Genomic DNA, 21,000 nt, shown 5'->3' with positions numbered 1-21,000 from the left:
AGACGCCGGCCTTGGTCGGCGCCTGGACAGTGTCAGCGGAAGGCCGCGATGGTGGCCTTGGTGTTGACCAGCACGCGCTGGTTGTCGGCGGTGCTGGCGTTGCCCATCGGGATGCCGTTGTAGCTGATGTTGGGGTTGGACCAGTAGTTCAGGCGCGGGCAGCTGCGGGTGCAGTTGTAGGCCATGATCGTGCGCCAGCCGGTGCCGGTGGCCGGCTCGTAGCGGTAGCCGTGGCCATAGGCATAGGGCGAGGTGCTCGAGTCGGTGGCGATGTCATGCCGCGCACTCTGCAGATGGCCGATCTCGTGCGCGAACGAGTAATAGCCGGTCGCGCAATCCCAGTACACGGCCGCGAACGCGGTCGACGCCGTCGAGCCGATGCCCGAGGCCAGGCCGCAGTAGGCGGTGTTGTTGATCAGCAGCACGCCCACATCAGCCGTGTAGGTATTCCGGCTGGTGTGGATGCTGTCCATGTAGCCATCGCTGGTGCCACGGAAACGCGCCAGGTCGGTATCGAAGCTGCCCGATTCGGTGTAACTGGTGGTTTCGTAGCGGGCCAGTTCCATGGTGATGCCGACGTTGCTGTTGACATAGCCCTGGTTCGATTCGGCCACGGCCAGCTGCACCAGTGACTGCATGTTGCCGCCATAGGCGGCGACGGCGGCATTGGTCGCCACCACCAGCACGCGGATGGTGGCCGGCGTGCCGGACGACGCCTGCGCGATGCCGAGGCGATCGTTGTTGCCCATCGGGATCTTCGGCAGCTGGTTGTAATCGGCCGGATGGTCGGCCGGCATCCGCGACTCGTCCACTTCCACAAGCACGTGGCGGTTGCCCAGCGGGCGCAGGCGGTACAGCTTTCCATCCTTGCGGATCGAGCCGGTGATGGTATCGCCCGAGCGCACCAGGATCAGCGAATTGCCGGGGTCGTCCTGGCCGTTGGAGGTGGCCGCGGTCAGCTTGTCCGAGGGCGAACGGAACTGGCCATACCAGATGCTGCCGCCATCGGGCAGCGCTTCAACCTTGCTGCGCACGGCCTGCACGCGCTGGCCGAGCAGTTCGAATTCCAGCTGCGGCTGTGCAGTCGCGGCTGCATCAACGCGCACTTCCTGTACCGTCGCGGTGGACGGGGTGGCCAGCAGCTTGCCCAGCGCGGGCTCACTGTTTGCCGATGCGCGGCTGATGACCGTCACCGGCTCGAACAACGGTGCCGCATGCGCGGCCGCCGCCACCGACAAACCCAACACCAGGCCACCTGCCGCTTTGCCAATCGATCTGGACAACATTGCGTCGCTCCTTGAATGATGTGAACAGCGTGGATGCAGCACGACCCGGTGTGCCGGGTTTGGCCATATGGCCTGCGCGGCTCGTGTGAATTCAATAGGCGAGTGGAATGAAAGTCAGGATTTGTGATCGACCGCATCTGCGTTCAGTCAGGTCAAAAGCGTCACTACACTTCGCCAATACACCGCTTTCGCGCTACCGTGACGCAGCCACGACGGGGAATGCACATGGCACCATCGCAGGACACGGACGAAGATGTCGGCTTGCTGCGGATCGGCCTGTTCTTCGATGGCACCCGCAACAACGCGCACAACCTCGCGCGTGGTCGACCACAGCAGCCGCGACCGCGCCCGGCGCAGCTGCGTGCGGATGATGATTCGACCTACCAGAGCCGGCTGACCAGCAGCTACGACAACGGCCTGACCAACATCGCACGCCTGCAGCAGCTGTACCCGGACAGCCGCCGCGATGCGATGGCCACGCCTTCGCTGTCGATCTACGTGGAAGGTGTCGGTACCCGCGATGACGCCGACGACGATCTGATCGGACTGGCGTTCGGTATCGGCGCCAGCGGCGTCCGCGCAAAGGTGCAGCGCGCGCTGCAGGTGGTGCTGCCGGCTGCGCTTGCAGAACTGTCCACGCGTTGGCGGCAACCGCTGCGTCGCGTGCAGCTGGATCTGTTCGGGTTCTCTCGAGGCGCTGCCGCCGCACGTGATATCGCCAACCAGCTGCAGGGCTGGGATACCACGCGTTGGCGGCAACTGCTGCAGTCGTCCGGCCTGGTCTGTACGCCGGACTTCGCCCCTGCCCTTCCGGTGCTGCGATTCATGGGCCTGTTCGATACCGTGGCTGCGGTCAGTGGTGGCCGCGCCGACGAACAACCGCAGCTTGCCTTGTCCAGTGGCATCGCTGCACGCGTGGTGCAGTTGACCGCGCGCGACGAGCATCGCCAGCACTATCCACTGACCACGGTGGCACCGCCGTTCACCGAGATCGCTTTGCCCGGCGTGCACGCCAACATCGGCGGAGGCTACAACCAGCTGGAGGAAGGCCCCAAGCTGCTCAGCCGCCCACGTCGCCAGCAGCTGCGCCGCCCCGCCGTTGCCGACTACCAGATTCCCCCGCTGGCGATGCTGCAGGCCACCACGGCTTACGCTGAAACGCAGGCCGATGCCGAGCGCTGGCGGCAGCAGCTGGGCGTGGACGAAAAGGAAGTGTGGGTGGATGTCTGGCACCAGTGGCAGCAGCAGCGCCGCGCCGGCAGCCGCAGCGTGCTGCTGTCCCCGGTGCTGTACGTGACTGCCGCCGTGGTACTGCGGCGGCGCATCGACTGGCGCTACCAGTTGATCGCGCTGCAGGTGATGCAGCAGCATGCCATCGATGCCGGCGTGACCTGGCGCGCCAGCGCTGCCGAGGTTCCTGGCTGGGAACTGCCGTCGGCCCTGCAACCGATCGCACGGCGGCTGGTGGCAGGGCAGGCGTTGACCCAGACCCAGGAGGCGCTGCTGCGCCGACGCTACCTGATGCAGTCGGCGCACTGGAATTTCGACGCGCTGGGCGACACCGCCCTGACCTATGCCGCCGATGCCGGCGTCAGCGAACTGCCCTACCGGCCCGGTCCCGGCCTGTTCTACATCAACCGGCCCACCGTGGATGGCAAGCGCGTGGTGCTGCCCAACGCATGAAAAAGGGGACGGAGGGGATTAAGTCGTTTGTGCCACAAACGACTTAATCCCCTCCGTCCCCTTTTGTTCAACCGGCCTGTTCGACCAGGTTGGCGAGCTCGTCGGCGTCGAAGCCGGCCAGCAGGCGCGCTTCGATGTTGAACGGCCCGTGCAGGTAGCCGCCGGCGTATTCCACCAGCAGCGCCTTGAAGCGCGCACGCGGCTCGACGCCGGCGCGATCGCAGTACCAGCGGTACCAGCGTGAACCGGCGGCAACGTGCGCCACTTCCTCGCGCAGGATCACTTCCAGTACGTCGGCGGTTTCACCATCACCGACATTGCGCAGCTTCTCGATCATGCCCGGTGTCACGTCCAGGCCGCGCGCTTCCAGCACGCGCGGTACCAGGGCCATGCGCGCCAGGCCGTCATGCGCGGTCTTTTCGCACATTTCCCACAGGCCGTTGTGCGCGGGGAAATCGGCGTAGTCGTGGCCATGCGCCTGCAGGCGCTCGCGCAGCAGCATGAAGTGCCGCGATTCGTCGTCGGCACAACTGACCCAGTCGGCATGGAACGCTGGCGGCAGGCCGCGGAAGCGGTACACCGCATCCCAGGCCAGGTCGATCGCGTTGAGTTCGATGTGGGCGATGGCGTGGATGAAGGCGGCGCGTCCTTCCACGCCGCCCAGCCCGCGCCGGGGCACTTCGCGCGGATGCACCAGCACCAGCCGTGCCGGCCGGCCAGGCATGCGGATCGGTTCCGGCGGCGGCGCATCGGCAGCCACCTTCAGGCGGCCGGCACGGAACGCGGCGGCATACGCCTGGGTCAACGCGACCTTGCGCAGCGGGTCGGCTTCGGCCAGGCACCGCTGCGCCGCGCGCAGCAGGTCGCCACCAACGTCGGGTACATCGACCACGCCTGGACCTCAGGCGCGGCGCTTGTGCTTGGCGTCGTCCGAACGCAGCTGCTGGATGCGCTCGAAGTAGCCCGGCTCGATACCCGTCGGGTAGTGGCCGTTGAAGCAGGACGAATCGAAGTTGCGCAGCGCCGGGTTGCCCTCGCTCACCGCCGCTTCCATGTCCTCCAGGTCCTGGTAGATCAGCCAGTCGCAGCCCAGGTGGGCCTCGATCTCTTCCACGGTGCGGTTGTGCGCGACCAGCTCTTCGGCCGCCGGCATGTCGATGCCGTAGATGTTCGGGTAGCGCACCGGCGGTGCCGCGCTGGCCAGGTAGACCTTGCGCGCGCCCGCATCACGGGCCATCTGCACGATCTGCTGGCTGGTGGTGCCACGCACGATCGAGTCGTCCACCAGCAGCACCACGCGGTTGCGGAACTCCAGGTGGATCGGGTTGAGCTTGCGGCGCACCGACTTCACGCGTTCGCCCTGGCCCGGCATGATGAAGGTGCGGCCGATGTAGCGGTTCTTGATGAAGCCTTCGCGGTACTTCACCCCGAGCACGTTGGAGATCTCCAGCGCGGCATCACGCGAGGTATCCGGGATCGGGATGATGGTGTCGATATCGTGGTCCGGGCGCAGGCGCAGGATCTTCTCGCCCAGCTTGATGCCCATGCGCATGCGCGCCTTGTGCACCGAGACGTTGTCGATCATCGAGTCCGGACGCGCGAAGTACACGTACTCGAAGATGCACGGGGTGTGCTCGGCCGGCTCGGCGCAGATTTCCGAGAACAGCTCGCCGCGGGCGGTGATCACCAGGGCTTCGCCCGGCTGCACATCGCGCACGCGCTGGAAGCCCAGCACGTCCAGCGCGGCCGACTCGGAGGCCACGATGTACTCGTCGCCCTCGGCATGGCTGCGCTTGCCCAGCACCAGCGGACGGATGCCGTGCGGGTCGCGGAAGGCCACCAGGCCCAGGCCCAGCACCACGCTGACCACCGCGTAGCCGCCCTTGCAGCGGCGGTGCACGCCAGCCACCGCGCGGATCGCGGCTTCCGGGCTCAGCTGGCGCTGCTGCTCCAGCTCATAGGCGAACACGTTCAACAGCACTTCGCTGTCCGAATCGGTGTTGACGTTGCGGCGGTCCTGCTCGAACACCTGCTGGCGCAGCGCCTCGGTGTTGATCAGGTTGCCGTTGTGGGCCAGCGCGATGCCGTACGGCGAGTTGACGTAGAACGGCTGCGCCTCGTCCATGCCTTCCGAGCCGGCCGTCGGGTAGCGCACATGGGCGATGCCGACGCTGCCTTCCAGGGTGGACATGGTGCGTGCATCGAACACATCGCGGACCAGGCCGGTGGCCTTCTGCACCCGCAGGCGGCTGCCATTGGCCGTGGCGATGCCCGCGGCATCCTGGCCGCGATGCTGGAGAACGGTCAAGCCGTCATACAACTGCCCGGCGACGTTCTGGTTGCCGACGATTCCGACGATGCCACACATGGTGCGAAGTCTCCGCTGGGCTGTGCCCAGTTACAAGGAAGGTGGCCGTACCTGGCCGCGGTGGTCGCCGCGCCTGCGGTCGACATTGGCCGGATCGCCCGGCTCGATACTGTCTGGCAGTGCTGGGGCGTCCGGGCGCACTTCGGCCGGATCGTATGCGTCGCCCTGTTCCGCTTTCGCGGGCCGCAGCCATCCGCTGCCCGCCACTACCTGGTTGAGGATGCCATTATCGCCTGCCGCGCCCGGCTTTCCCAGATCGGCGCCTGCGCTCTTCCCCAGCTCCATCAATGCAGATGGGGACAGCATGTCGGTCGGCAAGGTCTTGGGCAGCAGATCGGCGCCGGGCACCTGCCAGTGCGGCAGCTTCCCGTTCATCCAGGCCACGGCCGGGTTCAGCACCGGGCGGACCGCCGACCGCTTCCAGGAGGGTTCGGCGGTCAGCGGGGTGAAGCCGGCCAGCAGCACCAGGATCGCCGCGATCAGGCCGCCACGCACGGCGCCCAGCACGCCGCCCAGCAACCGGTCCAGGCTGGTCAGCATGCTGCGATGGATCATCGCCTTGATGACCATGCCGATCACCGCGACCACGATCATCACGCCAATGCCCACGCCCAGGTAGCCGCCAACGAAATGCTCGCCGCCGGGTGCGGCCGGGGCCGCCCACCAGCGTGCCGCATCGTTGCCGAAGGCGAAGGCCGCCCACGCGGCCAGCAGCCACGACAGCGTGCCGATGACGATTCCAACAAAGCCACGCAGCATCCCGAGCAGGGTCGAGGCGGCGATCACGATCAGCAGCACCACGTCGATCATGGCGCCCCGCTCCTTCGGCGGCGCTGGCAACGGGCCTGCGCGTGCATCATGGGTGCGGTCGGACCATGCCGGCCACGCCGACCTTGGCGGCGACCTGCGCCTTCAGCTGCTCGGCGTCAGCGCGGTTGGCCACCGGTCCGACGCGGACGCGATGCAGCGTGCCCTTTTCAGTGCGTACCTGCTCGACGAAAGCACTGAAGCCGGCGGCGCGGACCTTGTCGCGCAGCGCGTTGGCATCGTTGGCCTGGCCGAACGCGCCCAACTGCACGGCGAAGCCGACGCCACTGGCCGCCGGTGCTGTCGGCGTGGCAGGGGCCGGCTTGCTGGCGGCAGCCTCCGGCTTCGGCTCGGGCTTGGCGTCCGGCTTCGGAGCCTCGGGCTTCGGTGCCGGCTTGGGCGGCTCTGGTTTGGTGGTCGCCGTCGGCGTGCTTGGCGGCAGGCTTTCGCTGCGCACCGGGTTGCTGGTGGCCGACGGCGTGGTGGCCGCGGCCGGGGTGCTGGTGGTCGGCGCCGGCGTGGCGGCAACCGTCGCACTGCTGCCTGCCGCCGCATCCAGGGTGATGACTTCTGCCTTCACATCGGCGCGGATCTTGACCGCCTGCAGGCGCGCGGCTTCGGCCTGGGCACGGTCGGCATACGGCCCGACACGCACACGCCACGCCTGGCTCCCGCTGATGGTGGTGGTTTCGGCGAAGCCTGGCAGCTGCGAGCGCTGCAGGTAGGCGATCACCGCATCGGCGTCGGCCTTGCTGCCGTAGGCGCCAAACGTGACGGCGAAGTTGCCGGCGGCAACCGCCGGAGACGTGTCCACGGTCGGCGGCGTAGCCGGCGCGGCCGTCTCCTGCAGCGGCTTGGCCTGCCCGGTCTGCAGGCCGGTGGCTCCACCGGCCGGAGCAACCAGCGGCAGCTCACGGGTTTCGAACTGGCCATCGGCCGGTGCGTCCGGCGCGGCGATCGGCACCGAGGCCACACCGCTGTCCGGCGCCGGTCCCTTGACCAGCATCGGCAGGAAAATCACGGCCAGCGCCACCAGCACGATGGCACCAATCAGACGCTGTTTCAGAGGCGTATCCACGTGAGGCGGCAACTGTCCGGAGGTTGCGGTCGATTATACGGGTGCCGGACCGGACGGCGTCGGCATTGGCTGAACGCGGATCAGGCGGCGCCCTGCAACCATTGCAGCGCGGCAGCGGCGGTATGGAAGGAGCCGAACACCAGTACGCGGTCACCGCGCCCGGCCTGGGCCAGTACCTGTGCCAGCGCCTGCTCGACAGTATCAGCGCGCTGGGCCTTGGCCGCCGCCGTACCGGCCAGGCGGGCCTGCAACTGGGCAGCACTCTGCCCGCGCGGGCCGTCCAGTCCGGCCAGGGTCCACTCGCCGACCACGTCCTGCAGCGCCTGCACAACGCCCACCGCGTCCTTGTCCTGCAGCGCGGCGTACACCGCCAGGGTGCGCCCGGCCGACGCTTCGGCCTTCAGCGCGCGCGCCAGCTGGCCCGCCGCCTGCGGGTTGTGCCCGACATCGACACGGACCTGCACGCCGTCACGCTCGAACGCCTGCAGGCGGCCAGAGATGCGCGCCGCCGCGACACCAGCAGCCCACGCCGCACGCGGCACCGGCTTGTCCAGCGCGCGCAGCGCAGCGATGGCGGCACCCGCGTTGGCCAGCTGGATCGGGCCGGCCAGCGCCGGGGTCGGCAGTTCCATGCGCAGGCCGACATCGCGCCAGCGCCAGCGCTGGGCATCGATTGGTTCGTAGAAATAATCGCTGCCGCCGCGGATCGCGTTGGCGCCGACCAGGTAGGCACGTGCGAGCACGCTCGACGGCGGGTCGGTCTCGCCCAGGATCACCGGCTTCCAGCCACGGATGATGCCGGCCTTCTCGGTGCCGATCGCTTCGCGGTCCCCGCCCAGCCATTCGGCATGGTCGATGTCCACGGTGGTGATCACCGCCACGTCAGCGTCGACGATGTTGACCGCATCCAGGCGACCGCCCAGGCCCACTTCCAGCACCGCCAGGTCCAGCCCGGCGTCGGCGAACAGCTGCAGCGCGGCCAGCGTGCCGTACTCGAAATAGGTCAGCGTGATATCGCCACGCGCGGCCTCGATGGTGTTGAAGGCGGCGACCAGCGCCGCATCCTCCACATCGTGGCCGTCGATGCGCACGCGCTCGTTGTAGCGCAGCAGGTGCGGCGAGGTGTACGCGCCGACCTTCCAGCCGGCAGCACGCGCGATGGCTTCGATGAAGGCCACGGTGGAGCCCTTGCCGTTGGTGCCACCGACCACGATGGTGCGCTGGGCCGGCGCCCCCAGGCCCATCGCCGTAGCCACGGCGCGCACGCGCTCCAGGCCCATGTCGATGGTCGCCGGGTGCTGGCGTTCAATGTAGTCCAGCCAGTCGGCCAGGGTGGTCGGGGTGTTGGTCACGGCAGCGGTTCCAGCAGAAGCAGTTGATGCGAGGGGATGGATCAGAGTGCGCGGTGCTTGGCTTCGCCGAAGAACGGCGTGTGGTGGGCACAGTCGTTCAGGCGCACCACTTCCAGGCTGTCCAGGTCGGCGCCTTCGAGCAGGTTGAGCGTGGTCGGCGCCTGGCGGAAGGTCCACAGGCGGGAGATCGGCAGGCCCAGCACCTTGCACAGGATCACGCGGTTGACCGCATCATGGGCGACCACCAGCAGGGTGTCGTGCTCGCCGAGGCCTTCGGTGGCGCGGGCCAGGCCGCGCCAACTGCGCTCCAGCACCAGGCGCAGCGATTCACCGCCGGGCATCAGCACTGTGTCCGGCTCCTCGCGCCACGCCTTCAGGCGCGACGGGTCCTTTTCGTTGATTTCGCTGGCCAGCAGGCCTTCCCACTCGCCGTGGGCGATTTCCTGCAGCTCCGGCTCGGTCAGCAACATGTCGGCACGGGCGGCACCGAGTGCCAGCTGCGCGGTGCGCTGCGCGCGTGACAGCGGCGAGGCGACGGCGCGGGTGATGTCCACCGAGGCCAAGCGGGCGCCCAGGGCCTGGGCCTGGGCTTCACCGATCGGCGAAAGCGGGATGTCGATCTGGCCCTGGTAGCGGCCTTCGGCGTTCCACGGCGTTTCGCCGTGGCGGGCAAGCAGGATGCGCATGCGTGCAAGGGGTCCTGGGGGGGAGGAGGTTCCGCGTTTCGTTCACATCCTGTGAAGTGCGCGGAACAGGGATGATACCCGTTCGGCGCACCGGGCCGTGCCGGGCATGAAAAAACCCCGCGACGTGGATCGCGGGGTTTTGGAAACTCCGGCTATCTGGTCGGGGTTGCCGGCCAGCGGCCGGCACTACCGCAACGGGTTTATTTCGCCAGGTTCAGTTCCTTCAGCAGCGCCGGCGCCGGCGCCACTTCCTGCATGATCCACTGCATGTAGCGGCTGTCGACCGCGATCATGCGGGTCATCACCGGGTCGAACACCCAGTTGGAGCTGACCGATTCCCAGTTGCCGTCGAAGGCCAGGCCGACCAGCTTGCCGTTGGCGTCCAGCACCGGTGAACCCGAGTTGCCACCGGTGATGTCCAGGTTGGACAGGAAGTTCACCGGCACCGAGCCCACGCGCTTGTCTTCCAGGCCGCCGTAGCGCTTGGCCTTGACCGCGTCGAGCAGGGCCTTGGGCGCATCGAACGGATCGACGCCGATGTCCTTGGCGACGATGCCCTCCAGCGTGGTGAACGGGGTGTAGGCCACGCCGTCCCTGGGCTCATAGCCCATCACGTTGCCGAAAGTGATGCGCAGCGACAGGTTGGCATCCGAGTACACGAACTCGCCCTGGCTCTTCTTGTAGTCAGCCAGTGCCTGCAGGTACAGCGGACGTGCGGTCAGCGACTCGCCTTCGCGGATCTTCTTCTGCTCTTCCTGCTTCAGCAGCGACGGCATGATCGCCACCGCGTACTGGATGGCCGGATCGGTGCTGGCTTCGAACGCGGCGCGGTCGGCCTTGAACCACTTCAGGCGTGCATCCAGGCTGCCCAGCTCAGTGCCCGACAGCTTGCTCACCAGTGCCTTGACCGCGCTCGCATCGCTGCCGCCCAGCCAGGTGTTCAGCACGTCGTTGTTGCGCTGCGCGGCCGGCAGGGCGACGTACTGGTCCAGCCAGTAGGTCTGCAGCTGCTGGTCCATCTTCGCCACATAGCGGCGATCCATCTGCTTCAGGCCGCCTTCCAGGGTCGGCAGGTCGCGCTGCTGGTAGCCGACCTCGCGCTCGGCGTCCGGCTTGGTGCGCTCGATCGACAGGCGGTACAGGCCGATGGCGGCGTTGACCGCCGAGGTGTTGTTGAACTGGCCGACGAACAGATCGCGCTCGCGGGTCGCCTTGCTGGTATCCAGGTGCTTGACCAGCTGCGCGTGCGCTGCCAGGGCCGGCTTGCCGGCGGCGCCCTGCTTCTTCAGCCAGGCCAGCACGGCGGCTTCTTCAGCCTGCTTCTGGCCAGCAGCGTCGATGCGCTTGAAGCCTTCCAGCTGGCCGGCGTAGTTCTTGGCCACGTTGTTCATGCTGGCCGCGGTGGCGGCGTACTTCACCTTGACGTCGGCGTCGGCCTTGCCCGCCTCATCGATCATCTTCAACACTGCGTTGTAGTGCCTGGCGATGGTCGGGTAGGTCCAGCTGGCGGTTTCGTTGAACTCACCGGCCAGCGCGTAGCGGTTGGTGCGGCCCGGATAGCCCGCCACCATCACGAAGTCACCGGCGCCCAGCGGCTGGTCGGTGAACTTCAGGAAGTGCTTGGGCTGGTACGGCACGTTGTCGGCCGAGAATGAGGCCGGCTTGCCGTCCTTGCCGACGTAGGCGCGGTAGAACGAGAAGTCGCCGGTGTGGCGCGGCCACATCCAGTTGTCGACGTCGCCGCCGTACTTGCCGACGCTGCCCGGGGGCGCGTAGACCAGGCGCACGTCCTTGATTTCCATGTTGCGGAACAGTCGGTAGGTGTTGCCGCCGGAGAAGGTGTACAGGCGGCAGCGGAAGCCGTCCTCGGCTTCACACGCGGCGACCTGGGCCTTGTCGAAGGCGTCCAGCGCACGGCTGCGGGCCAGCGGGTCGTTGCCGGCGGCGGCAATGGCGGCCTTGGCCTGGGCGGTGACGTCGGTGATCTGGTCGAGCACGTAGACGCGGGCGTTCGGGCCGGCGCTCAGTTCATCGCTGTGCTTCGGCGCGTTGAAGCCGTCCTTGATCAGGTTCTTCTCGGCGGTCGAATTCAGCTGGATCGCACCGTAGGCGCAGTGGTGGTTGGTGACCACCAGGCCCTGCGGCGACACGAAGCTGGCGGTGCAGCCGCCGAGGGCGACGACCGCGCCCATCGGGTCGCCGGTAAGGTTGGACAGCTGCTCCGGGGACAGCTTCAGGCCGGCCTTCTGCAACGGACCGGCGATTTCCGGCAGCTGCTGCGGCACCCACATGCCTTCAGCGGCATGGGCGACCTGGGCCAGCCCAAGGCTGGCGACGATGGAGAATGCAAGCAGGTTCGAGCGCATGGAGCAGCCCCTGGTAGTGGAACCCTCGATTGTAGCCCGCCGCCCTGCCCCGGCCCGAACCCCGGAAGTCATGGGCCTACTTCTTGCTCTGCCATGCGCACATCGGCCGCGCACATGGAATCGTCCAGAGCGGGCGTGGTCACCCTGGCCGGGACCGTTGGCGCCATGGGCCGGGCGCATGCGACTGGCGGGTTGGGCAGGACGCCCAACCCCGGTCTTGCCGTGTGCGCAGGATAGCGCGCACGAGCAAGGCGCCATCGAGCACCATGGATGGGCTTTTGCGTGTCCCGGCCAGGGTGACCGCGCGCCCTCCCCAGGAATCAAGGAGGCGCTGCTGTTTGCAGCACGTTCGAAACGCCCGTCGGCGCACGCCTTTCGTTCCGCCATTGCACCCGCAGCGCAACATGGGAAATCCGCGCGGCACCCTATAATCCGCGCTTTCCCCCTGATGAGTTCCACCCCGATGGCGCAGCAAACGATGAAGGCCCTGGTCAAGCGCGAAGCGGCCAAGGGCATCTGGCTGGAAGAAGTTCCGGTTCCGACCCCGGGCCCGAACGAGGTCCTGATCAAGCTGGAAAAGACCGCGATCTGCGGCACCGACCTGCACATCTACCTGTGGGACGAGTGGAGCCAGCGCACCATCAAGCCGGGCCTGACCATCGGCCATGAGTTCGTCGGCCGCATTGCCGCGCTCGGTTCGGCGGTGACCGGCTATGAGATCGGCCAGCGCGTCTCGGCCGAAGGTCACATCGTCTGCGGCCATTGCCGCAACTGCCGTGGCGGCCGCCCGCACCTGTGCCCGAACACCGTCGGCATCGGCGTCAACGTCAACGGCGCCTTCGCCGAATACATGGTGATGCCGGCCAGCAACCTGTGGCCGATTCCGGACCAGATCCCGTCGGAACTGGCCGCGTTCTTCGACCCGTACGGCAATGCCGCACACTGCGCGCTGGAATTCGACGTGATCGGCGAAGACGTGCTGATCACCGGCGCCGGTCCGATCGGCATCATCGCCGCCGGCATCTGCAAGCACATCGGTGCGCGCAACGTGGTGGTGACCGACGTCAACGACTTCCGCCTGAAGCTGGCCGCCGACATGGGCGCCACCCGCGTGGTCAACGTCGCCAACCAGTCGCTGAAGGACGTGATGAAGGAGCTGCACATGGAGGGCTTCGACGTGGGCCTGGAAATGAGCGGCAACCCGCGCGCGTTCAACGACATGCTCGACTGCATGTACCACGGCGGCAAGATCGCCATGCTCGGCATCATGCCCAAGGGCGCCGGCTGCGACTGGGACAAGATCATCTTCAAGGGCCTGACCGTGCAGGGCATCTACGGCCGCAAGATGTACGAGACCTGGTACAAGATGACCCAGCTGGTGCTGTCCGGCTTCCCGCTCGGCAAGGTGATGACCCACCAGCTGCCGATCGACGAGTTCCAGAAGGGCTTCGACCTGATGGAAGAAGGCAAGGCCGGCAAGGTCGTGCTCAGCTGGAATTGACCCGAAGGGTCAATTCCCCCGCATGTTTCCTTATCCCCGCGCCTTTGGCGCGCCCCCTTGAACAACAAGGGGGCTCTTCCCCAGATGGGATCAAGAACACCGCGGAACTGAAAAAGGCGCCCGATGGGCGCCTTTTTCGCAATGCGTGCCAGGCAAGCTTGGCACCTACCGTAACGCCTGCGGCGTTACTTGCCCACGGCCACGGTCAGCAGCACCCGGCTGTGGGCCAGCTTGCCCGAGTTCTCGCGTCCATTGCCGTCGGTGCCGTAGTAGCCCAGGCCGACGTTGAACAGGCCGAACTGGCGGCTGACGCCGACGTTCCAGTCGGTATAGTCCTTGGCGATGCCGTCCTCGAAGGTGCTGCGACCGACGTTGGCATTCAGCGTGAAGTCCTTCGGCAGGCCCCAGCTGCCGCCCAAGCCGTAGTACCAGCCATCGGTGCCGCTGTTCCACTGGTCGTTGGTGTAGGCCATGGTCAGCTTGTAGGTGTCATCAAGCGTGGTGGTGGTCACCAGCTCGTTGTAGTTCTGGTGGCTGGCACCGAGGTAGGTGTAGCGGTTCAGCAGCACGTCGAAGTTGACGCGCGAAGTGACGTCCACGCCATAGCCGATCTGGTAGTCGATCTCGGTGTTCGGATCGCCCGGACCGAAGTCCACGCCCGAACCCCAGACACCGGCATACAGGCCCACCGGCGAGGTGTAGGTGAAGCCCGCCTGCAGGGTCGGCTTCTCGTCGGTCTGCGACACGCCACGGAACAGGTAGTCGGAAACGGCGGTGACATTCCAGCTGTACGGCGATTCGTTCTCCTGCGCGCTGGCGGCGAACGGGGCGGCCAGGGTCAGGGCAGCGGCAATGGCGAGGCAGGCACGGGCGTGCTTCATGAGCGTCTCCGGTGGGGGCGGTGGCGTGGCGTGGAAGGCGGGAGCGGCCGGAGCGCGACAGCTCCGGTTCACGAATTCTTAACCACTTTGCTATTGCGATGCAACATGCGCTGCCCATGGCGATGCCCCATCCAGCCCGGTTGATGACCGGCGATGCCCGGTAGAATCAGCGGTTTCCCCGTTCAGAGCCGTGCCCACGCCATGACCGACGTCTCCTCCGCCCTGACCCGCCACTACGCCGAGGAACTGGACGCCATCCGCGCCCAGGGCCTGTTCAAGTCCGAGCGGATCATCACCAGCCCGCAATCGGCCGAGATCACCCTCGACGACGGCCGCAAGGTGCTGAACTTCTGTGCCAACAACTACCTGGGCCTGGCCGACCATCCGGACCTGATCCAGGCCGCCAAGGACGCACTGGATACCCACGGCTTCGGCATGGCCTCGGTGCGCTTCATCTGCGGCACCCAGGACCTGCACAAGCAGCTGGAGAAGCAGATCGCCGATTTCTTCGGCAAGCAGGACACCATCCTGTACGCGGCCTGCTTCGATGCCAACGGTGGCCTGTTCGAGCCGCTGCTCGGCGAGAACGACGCGATCATTTCCGACGCGCTGAACCATGCTTCGATCATCGACGGCGTGCGCCTGTGCAAGGCCAAGCGCTTCCGCTACGCCAACTGCGACATGGCCGATCTGGAAGCGCAGCTGCAGGCCGCCGATGCCGCAGGCTGCAAGACCAAGCTGATCACCACCGATGGCGTATTCTCGATGGACGGCTTCATCGCGCCGCTGGACGAGATCACCGCGCTGGCGAAGAAGTACAACGCGCTGGTACACATCGACGAATGCCACGCCACCGGCTTCCTTGGCGCTACCGGCCGTGGTTCGGCCGAGGTCAAGGGCGTGCTGGAGAAGATCGACATCATCACCGGCACTCTGGGCAAGGCCATGGGCGGCGCGCTGGGCGGCTTCACCTGCGCCAGCGCCGAGGTGATCGAACTGCTGCGCCAGCGCTCGCGCCCGTACCTGTTCTCCAACTCGCTGCCGCCGCATGTGGTGGCCGCCGGCATCAAGGCGTTCGAAATGCTGGCTGCCGCTGACGACCTTCGCAGCACGCTGGCCGAGAACACCGCCTACTTCCGCGAGAAGATGACCGCCGCCGGTTTCGACGTGAAGCCGGGCGTGCATCCGATCAGCCCGGTAATGCTGTATGACGCACCGTTGGCGCAGAAATTCGCCGAGCGCCTGCTGGAAGAAGGCATCTACGCGATCGGCTTCTTCTTCCCGGTGGTGCCCAAGGGCCAGGCCCGCATCCGGACCCAGATCAGCGCCGCGCACAGCCGCGAGCACCTGGATCGCGCGATCGATGCGTTCACCCGCATTGGTGTCGAACTGGGCGTGGTCAAGGGCTGATCATGCCGGGGTCGGATCCCTTTCCTGCGGAAAAGGCCCTGACCCCGCTGGTCAAAGCGTGCCGACCAAGGTCGGCACCTACCGGGCTGGATGGCTGCCGACCACGGTCGGCACCCGCCGTGGCCTGAGGGCGTGCCGGCCAGGGTCGGCACCGCCAGGCGTCACTTCTTTTTCTTCTTGCCCTTCGGCTCTTCCTTGCTGGCCACCACTACCGGCTTGGCGGCGGCGTCCTGGCCGTTGCCCTTGGCAACGCGGATGCCGTTGGCCTTCATCCAGGCATCGAACTCATCGGCGGTCATCTTCTTGTCGCCGTTGCTCATCAGGAAGCGGTAACTGCCGCGACCATCCAGCTCCGGGGTCTTCACTTCCACCACCGGGGTCTCGGCAGGCGTTTCCGCCTTGGCCACCTTCTTGTGGCCGCCACAGGCGGCCAGCAGCACCATCGGCAGCAGCAGGCCTGCGCAGCGCAGGGTTTGGTTGAGGGTCGGGTGGTACATGGGCAGGCTCCGTTCGGGAAATTCAGCAACCAGGCGCCCCCTACGCCTGGAACGGTGGCCGGCGACTGCCGGCCGCGGGCGATGATCAGCCCGGTGCAGCGGCCCCCAGCCGCTGCTGGTCGCTGACCTCCAGCACCCGCCATTGCCCCTTGCCGAGATCGCCGAGCAGCAGCCCACCGATCGCGACCCGGACCAGGCGCAGCACCTGCAGGTCGAAGGCCGCCAACAGGCGGCGGATATGGCGGTTGCGTCCCTCGTCGAGGACCACCTCCAGCCATGCGGTCTTGTCGCCACTGCGCAGTACGCGCACGGCCTGGGCGACGAGGAACTCGCCCTCGTCCTCGACACCGGCGCGCAGCGCGGCCAGGGTGTCCTCATCGGGAAGACGATCCACCTGCACGTGATAGGTCTTCTGTGGGCCGGTCTCCGGATCGGTCAGGCGCGCCGCCCACTGCGGATCATTGCTGAACAACAACAGCCCTTCGCTGGCCTTGTCCAGGCGCCCGACCGGCGCGATCCACGGCAGGCCGGCACCATCGAAGCAGCGATACACCGTGTCGCGACCACGCTCGTCCTGCGCCGTGGTCACCACGCCGCGCGGCTTGTTGAGCACCAGGTACAGCCGCTGCGGCGCATCCATCGGCCGGCCATCGACTTCGATCGGCGGGTGCGGACTGGCAATCGGGAACTCGGGATCACGGATGATGCGGCCGGACACGCGCACGCGGCCATCGGAAATCCAGCGCGCGGCCTCGCTGCGTGAGCACACGCCGGCCTTGGACAGCACGCGCGCCAGGCCATGGCGCACGCCATTGGAGACATCCGGAACCGCACGCCCACGCGGTGCGTGGGAGCGGGCAGCGGGGGCAGCAGGTGGGCGGCGCGTGCGCAAGCCTCTGCTCCCCGCCGCGCTTACTTCTTGTCGACCGGCTTGGTCTCAGCCGGTGCTTCGGCCGCAGCCGGAGTGGCGGCCGGAGCCGGACGCGCCTTGACCACACGCACGCCACGCGCCTTCATCCAGGCGTCGAACTCTTCGGCGGTCATGCGCTTGCCGTTCTGGCTCATGTCGAAGCGCCAGGGCGTGTTGTCGAATTCGGTCTGCGGCTTGTAGGCCGCCGGATCGTTCGGCTTCACCGCCGGTGCGCTCGGAATGGCCTTGGCGATGTTCTGGCACCCATCGATGCGCAGGCGCTGCAGCACCTGGTCCAGCGACTGCGACGGATCGTAGTTGCTGCTCAGCACGCCGGCCGGCATGCCCAGCTGGTTGCCACGGATGTAGAGCTCGTCGGCCACCGGCGCGATGGTCGTGGCCGGCAACGGCAGCGGCGAGGCGCTGGTGTTGACCGAGCAATCGACCGCAGCGTGGGCGGCGGGAACCAGGGCCAGCGCCAGGAAGGCGGCCGATGCAGAGCGCAGCATGAAGGGCATCCAGGAAAGGAAGTGACGCGGCGAGTTTAGCAATGCCGCGACAGCTTTCAAGCGCCACTTTCAATGAATACGGCAACTCATTGGTTTTATGGGCAAAATCCCGACGAACGGTTACTCCCGCGCCTGAAACGCCGGGTTCCGGACCGCAGAAACAACAAGACCCGGCCGAAGCCGGGTCCTGCTGTGTCCTACTGGCAGAGCGTCAGAACTTAGTTCTGGACGTTCAGCTCGGTACGACGGTTCTTGGCGCGACCTTCCGGGTTGTCCGAACCATCCGGGTTGGTGTTCGGAGCAATCGGACGGCTCTCGCCGTAGCCGATCGGGCCGACCAGGCGACCGGCGTCGACGCCGTTCTTGGTCAGGTAGTTGTACACGGCGGTGGCGCGACGCTCCGACAGCTTCTGGTTGTAAGCGTCGGTACCCTTCGAGTCGGTGTGACCGGCAACTTCAACGCGCAGATCCGGGTAACGCTTCAGGATCTCGGTGGCTTCGCTCAGGATCGCCACGGCGTCCGGACGCAGGTTCGACTTGTCGAAGTCGAAGTTGACGCCCTTCAGGTCGATGGAGACCGGAACCGGGCAACCGTCCGGACCGATGGTCTGACCCGGCTGCGAGTTCGGGCACTTGTCGTCGCAGTTGTTGACGCCGTCACCGTCGTCATCCAGGTCGGCGCAGCTCGGGGCAACCGGAGCCGGAGCCGGAGCAGCCGCGACCGGAGCCGGGCCCAGCGGGATCACGACGCCGACCGAAGCCAGCACGTCGCCGAACCAGCTCTCGTCCTTGGCGGCGATGCTCTGGTCGTCGAAGTCAGCGCGGTAGGCCACTTCGGCGCGGACAGCAACACGCTTCTCGAAGGTGGTCTGCAGGCCGACGCCCAGCTTGGCGGCAACGTTGCCGTCCTTACGCTGGCGCGGACCGTTGTTGTCGATTGCAGCGTACTCTTCTTCCGACTTCTGGTAGCCCAGGCCACCGACGATGTACGGGTTCCAGCCGCGGCCTTCCTTGATGAAGTGGCGACGCAGGTCCAGCGAGACGCCGTACTGCGACCAGTTCAGGTCCTGGTTGCTGTCGAAGTTCGGGTTCTGGTAGTTCAGTTCACCGTCCAGCGACCAGTTCGGGCTGATGAACTTACCCAGGCCCAGGGTCACGAACGGAGCGTCATTGGTCAGACGGTCGCTGTCCTGGAAGTTGAAGCCGGCCGAACCGGTCAGGTACCAGCGGTCATCGAACTCCTGCGCCGAAGCTGCCTGGGCGAAAGCCAGGCCGCCCAGCAGCGCGGCAGTAAGGATCTTCTTGTTCATTGAGTACAGCTCCTATTTCGGGGGTATGAAACCGGTAGAGGCATGGGCCAGCACTAGTGCGTCGATGTACGACAGCCGATTCAGCACGCCACCGCCGCGAACATTATGCTCAGGCGGGTGAAGGCCATGTTAACAGTCCCGTAACATGTGAAGTGTTGCGCCCGACCGTCGACCGGTCCGACGTTGAAACCCTATACAGGATGATGAAAATCCGCAAGACCCACACGCTGCAAGGGTTTGACGGGGTTTAAGCGCGAAAACCGACATACTGCGCAGCACATTGCATCGCACGGTTCAGCAGGTTTGCGGAAACGTGAGGAACCTTATGATGGGATCACGAACCCAGCCGGAGCCGTGATGAAAGCCGTCGCCCTGAGTCGTGAATACGCACCTGCCCTGCGTGATGTCCTGCTGCCGCCGCCGCTGCCTCCTCGCGGCCGCGATCTGCTGGTGCGGATCGAAGCGGTATCGGTCAACCCCGTCGATGGCAAGCAGCGGGCCGCTACCGATCCGGCCACCCTTGAGGTTCCCCGGGTGCTCGGCTGGGACGCCGCCGGCGTGGTCGAAGCCATCGGTGACGAGGCCAGCCTGTTCGCCTCCGGTGACGAGGTCTACTTCGCCGGTGACGTTACCCGGCCGGGCTGCAACGCCCAGTACCAGTGGGTGGACGAGCGCCTGGTCGCCCGCAAGCCGAGCACGCTCGATTTCGCCGAAGCCGCCGCACTACCCCTGACCACGCTGACCGCCTGGGAGCTGTTGTTCCAGCGCATGCCGCTGCACCTGGATGATCGCCGCCATGGCGACCAGCACCTGCTGGTGATCGGCGGTGCGGGAGGCGTGGGCTCGATGGCGATCCAGCTGGCCCGCCATGCCGGCTTCGAGGTGATCGCCACCGCCTCGCGCGAGGCCTCGATCGACTGGTGCCGGCAGATGGGGGCCACGCATGTGATCGACCATCGGCAGCCGCTGCAGCCCCAGCTGCAGGCACTGGGCATCGACGCAGTGCAGGTGGCGCTCAACCTGGCCGACACCGATCACTACTGGGACGAACTGGGCCAGCTGCTGGCACCACAGGGCCATGTCGACCTGATCGTGGAGCCGCGTGGCGCACTGCGCATCGGCGATCCGTACAAGGCCAAATGCATCGGCATCCATTGGGAGTTCATGTTCGCGCGCTCGCGCTTCGCCACCGCCGACTGCATCGAACAGCATCGCATCCTCAGCCGCGCCGCCAGCATGATCGATGCCGGCCAGCTGCGTGGCACGCTCAGTGAAACGCTGGGCACGATCAATGCGGCCAACCTGGACATCGCGCATCAGCGCCTGGCCAGCGGGCACACGGTGGGCAAGCTGGCGCTGGTGGGCTGGGACGACTGACGCCGTGATGTAGGCCGAGCCCACGCCAGGCTGCTACGCCTGCCGCCACCAGCAGAGCACGGGCGCGGCCCTGCTCAACCGCCCGCCTGCAGGATCGGCGCTGCCTGTACCAGCGGATTGGCTGGGATCTGTATCTATGGGCTCAAGGAAATCAGGGATACGGTGGAAACAGATCTCCCCTCCCCCGAGCCCACCATGCCTACCGCCCTGCCCCTGCGCCTGCTGCAACTGATCACCGGCCTGTTCCTGTATGGCTTCGGTGCCTCGCTGATGATCCGTGCCGCCATCGGCGTGGCGCCCTGGGACGTGCTGTCGCAGGGCATCGCCGCACAGACGCCGCTGTCCTTCGGGCTGGCGACCAATGTCATCGGCGCACTGGTGCTGTTGCTGTGGTGGCCACTGCGCCAGAAGCCGGGCGTCGGCACGGTGCTCAACGTGATGCTGATCGGTCCCTCCGCACAGTTCGGGTTGTGGCTGCTGCCACCGGCCATCGGCGTGGGCTGGCAGCTGGCGATGTTCTGTGCAGGCATGCTGCTGGTCGCGCTGGCCACCGGCCTGTACATCGGCGCCCGCCTCGGCCCGGGACCGCGCGATGGCTTGATGACTGGCCTGCATGCCCGCACCGGTTGGCCGATCTGGAAGGTGCGCAGCCTGATCGAAGGCAGCGTATTGCTGCTGGGCTGGTGGCTGGGCGGCAATGTCGGCCTCGGCACCCTCGCCTTCGCCCTGCTGATCGGCCCGCTGTGCGGCGTCACGCTGGGCTGGTTCGGGATCGGCCGCCCCCCGGTCGTACCCGCCGCTGCCCGGCAGCCGCAATCACCCTGAGCTGCCCCGTATGCCGGCCAGCGGCCGGCACTACCGCCCCCGGAGTTCGGGGGCAGCGCCGCAGGCGCGGGGGGGTGGAGGCCGGTAAGTGGGGCCCGCGATTCGCGCAGCGAAACGCGGGAGCGACAGCACGCATGTGCCGAGCGTACCCGGC

Annotated in this window: 18 protein-coding genes; 5 read left to right on the top strand and 13 right to left on the bottom strand. The window is 67.0% G+C overall.

Features of this window, described 5'->3' with window-relative positions; genetic code table 11:
• Positions 1-32: 32 nt before the first annotated feature.
• Positions 33-1,286 carry a M12 family metallo-peptidase gene (locus tag AC5P7F_RS17515; RefSeq protein ID WP_014646083.1) on the bottom strand — a complete coding sequence of 418 codons (1,254 nt, stop codon included), beginning with the start codon at positions 1,284-1,286 and terminating at the stop codon, positions 33-35.
• A 225-nt stretch (positions 1,287-1,511) separates the two neighbouring features.
• Here AC5P7F_RS17515 and AC5P7F_RS17510 point away from each other — a divergent pair, with 225 nt between their 5' ends.
• Positions 1,512-2,969, top strand: a complete 1,458-nt coding sequence (locus tag AC5P7F_RS17510; RefSeq protein ID WP_046429116.1) for a T6SS phospholipase effector Tle1-like catalytic domain-containing protein — start codon at positions 1,512-1,514, stop codon at positions 2,967-2,969.
• Positions 2,970-3,036: 67 nt separating this feature from the next.
• Here the strand turns inward: AC5P7F_RS17510 and AC5P7F_RS17505 are convergent, their stop codons facing one another.
• The 7 genes from AC5P7F_RS17505 to AC5P7F_RS17475 form a co-directional block, all read right to left on the bottom strand.
• Positions 3,037-3,861 carry a ferritin-like domain-containing protein gene (locus AC5P7F_RS17505; RefSeq protein WP_049407161.1) on the bottom strand — a complete coding sequence of 275 codons (825 nt, stop codon included), beginning with the start codon at positions 3,859-3,861 and terminating at the stop codon, positions 3,037-3,039.
• Positions 3,862-3,870: 9 nt separating this feature from the next.
• Positions 3,871-5,337, bottom strand: coding sequence for an amidophosphoribosyltransferase (gene purF, locus AC5P7F_RS17500; protein WP_005408246.1), 1,467 nt, complete (start codon positions 5,335-5,337; stop codon positions 3,871-3,873).
• Positions 5,338-5,367: 30 nt separating this feature from the next.
• Positions 5,368-6,147: a CvpA family protein gene (locus tag AC5P7F_RS17495; RefSeq protein WP_014036126.1), complete on the bottom strand. Its 780-nt coding sequence runs from the start codon at positions 6,145-6,147 to the stop codon at positions 5,368-5,370.
• 46 nt (positions 6,148-6,193) lie between these two features.
• On the bottom strand, positions 6,194-7,222 hold the full coding sequence (locus AC5P7F_RS17490; protein WP_164077617.1) for an SPOR domain-containing protein: 1,029 nt from the start codon (positions 7,220-7,222) through the stop codon (positions 6,194-6,196).
• A gap of 80 nt (positions 7,223-7,302) precedes the next feature.
• Positions 7,303-8,574: a bifunctional tetrahydrofolate synthase/dihydrofolate synthase gene (gene folC / locus AC5P7F_RS17485; RefSeq protein WP_049407150.1), complete on the bottom strand. Its 1,272-nt coding sequence runs from the start codon at positions 8,572-8,574 to the stop codon at positions 7,303-7,305.
• A 41-nt stretch (positions 8,575-8,615) separates the two neighbouring features.
• Positions 8,616-9,260 carry a histidine phosphatase family protein gene (locus AC5P7F_RS17480; protein WP_014646078.1) on the bottom strand — a complete coding sequence of 215 codons (645 nt, stop codon included), beginning with the start codon at positions 9,258-9,260 and terminating at the stop codon, positions 8,616-8,618.
• Between the two features lie 200 nt (positions 9,261-9,460).
• Positions 9,461-11,626: a S46 family peptidase gene (locus AC5P7F_RS17475; protein WP_197636925.1), complete on the bottom strand. Its 2,166-nt coding sequence runs from the start codon at positions 11,624-11,626 to the stop codon at positions 9,461-9,463.
• A 478-nt stretch (positions 11,627-12,104) separates the two neighbouring features.
• Between AC5P7F_RS17475 and tdh the strand changes: the two genes are divergently transcribed.
• On the top strand, positions 12,105-13,127 hold the full coding sequence (gene tdh / locus AC5P7F_RS17470) for an L-threonine 3-dehydrogenase (RefSeq protein WP_032955954.1): 1,023 nt from the start codon (positions 12,105-12,107) through the stop codon (positions 13,125-13,127).
• 185 nt (positions 13,128-13,312) lie between these two features.
• Here the strand turns inward: tdh and AC5P7F_RS17465 are convergent, their stop codons facing one another.
• Complete coding sequence (locus tag AC5P7F_RS17465) at positions 13,313-14,008, bottom strand: TorF family putative porin (protein ID WP_164077615.1); 696 nt, start codon at positions 14,006-14,008, stop codon at positions 13,313-13,315.
• Between the two features lie 201 nt (positions 14,009-14,209).
• Between AC5P7F_RS17465 and kbl the strand changes: the two genes are divergently transcribed.
• The gene (gene kbl, locus AC5P7F_RS17460) at positions 14,210-15,418 is read left to right on the top strand and encodes a glycine C-acetyltransferase (protein ID WP_041863091.1); all 1,209 of its coding nucleotides are present in this window, start codon (positions 14,210-14,212) and stop codon (positions 15,416-15,418) included.
• A 161-nt stretch (positions 15,419-15,579) separates the two neighbouring features.
• Here the strand turns inward: kbl and AC5P7F_RS17455 are convergent, their stop codons facing one another.
• From AC5P7F_RS17455 to AC5P7F_RS17440, 4 genes are all read right to left on the bottom strand, one after another.
• On the bottom strand, positions 15,580-15,915 hold the full coding sequence (locus AC5P7F_RS17455; protein WP_005415439.1) for a hypothetical protein: 336 nt from the start codon (positions 15,913-15,915) through the stop codon (positions 15,580-15,582).
• A gap of 85 nt (positions 15,916-16,000) precedes the next feature.
• Entirely contained in the window at positions 16,001-16,807 is an 807-nt protein-coding gene (locus AC5P7F_RS17450) for a pseudouridine synthase (protein WP_401732735.1), read from the bottom strand.
• A gap of 20 nt (positions 16,808-16,827) precedes the next feature.
• Positions 16,828-17,334: a hypothetical protein gene (locus tag AC5P7F_RS17445; protein WP_014646073.1), complete on the bottom strand. Its 507-nt coding sequence runs from the start codon at positions 17,332-17,334 to the stop codon at positions 16,828-16,830.
• Between the two features lie 218 nt (positions 17,335-17,552).
• Entirely contained in the window at positions 17,553-18,644 is a 1,092-nt protein-coding gene (locus tag AC5P7F_RS17440; protein WP_014646072.1) for an OmpA family protein, read from the bottom strand.
• Positions 18,645-19,001: 357 nt separating this feature from the next.
• On the opposite strand from AC5P7F_RS17440, the gene AC5P7F_RS17435 reads away from it, so the two are divergent.
• Positions 19,002-20,021, top strand: a complete 1,020-nt coding sequence (locus AC5P7F_RS17435; protein ID WP_495204188.1) for a zinc-binding alcohol dehydrogenase family protein — start codon at positions 19,002-19,004, stop codon at positions 20,019-20,021.
• A 195-nt stretch (positions 20,022-20,216) separates the two neighbouring features.
• Entirely contained in the window at positions 20,217-20,846 is a 630-nt protein-coding gene (gene yczE, locus AC5P7F_RS17430) for a membrane protein YczE (RefSeq protein WP_014646070.1), read from the top strand.
• Positions 20,847-21,000 lie beyond the last annotated feature (154 nt).

It is taken from the genome of Stenotrophomonas sp. YJH_SMC_105-26, assembly GCF_059368915.1.
This window is presented reverse-complemented; position numbering and strand designations above follow the sequence as displayed.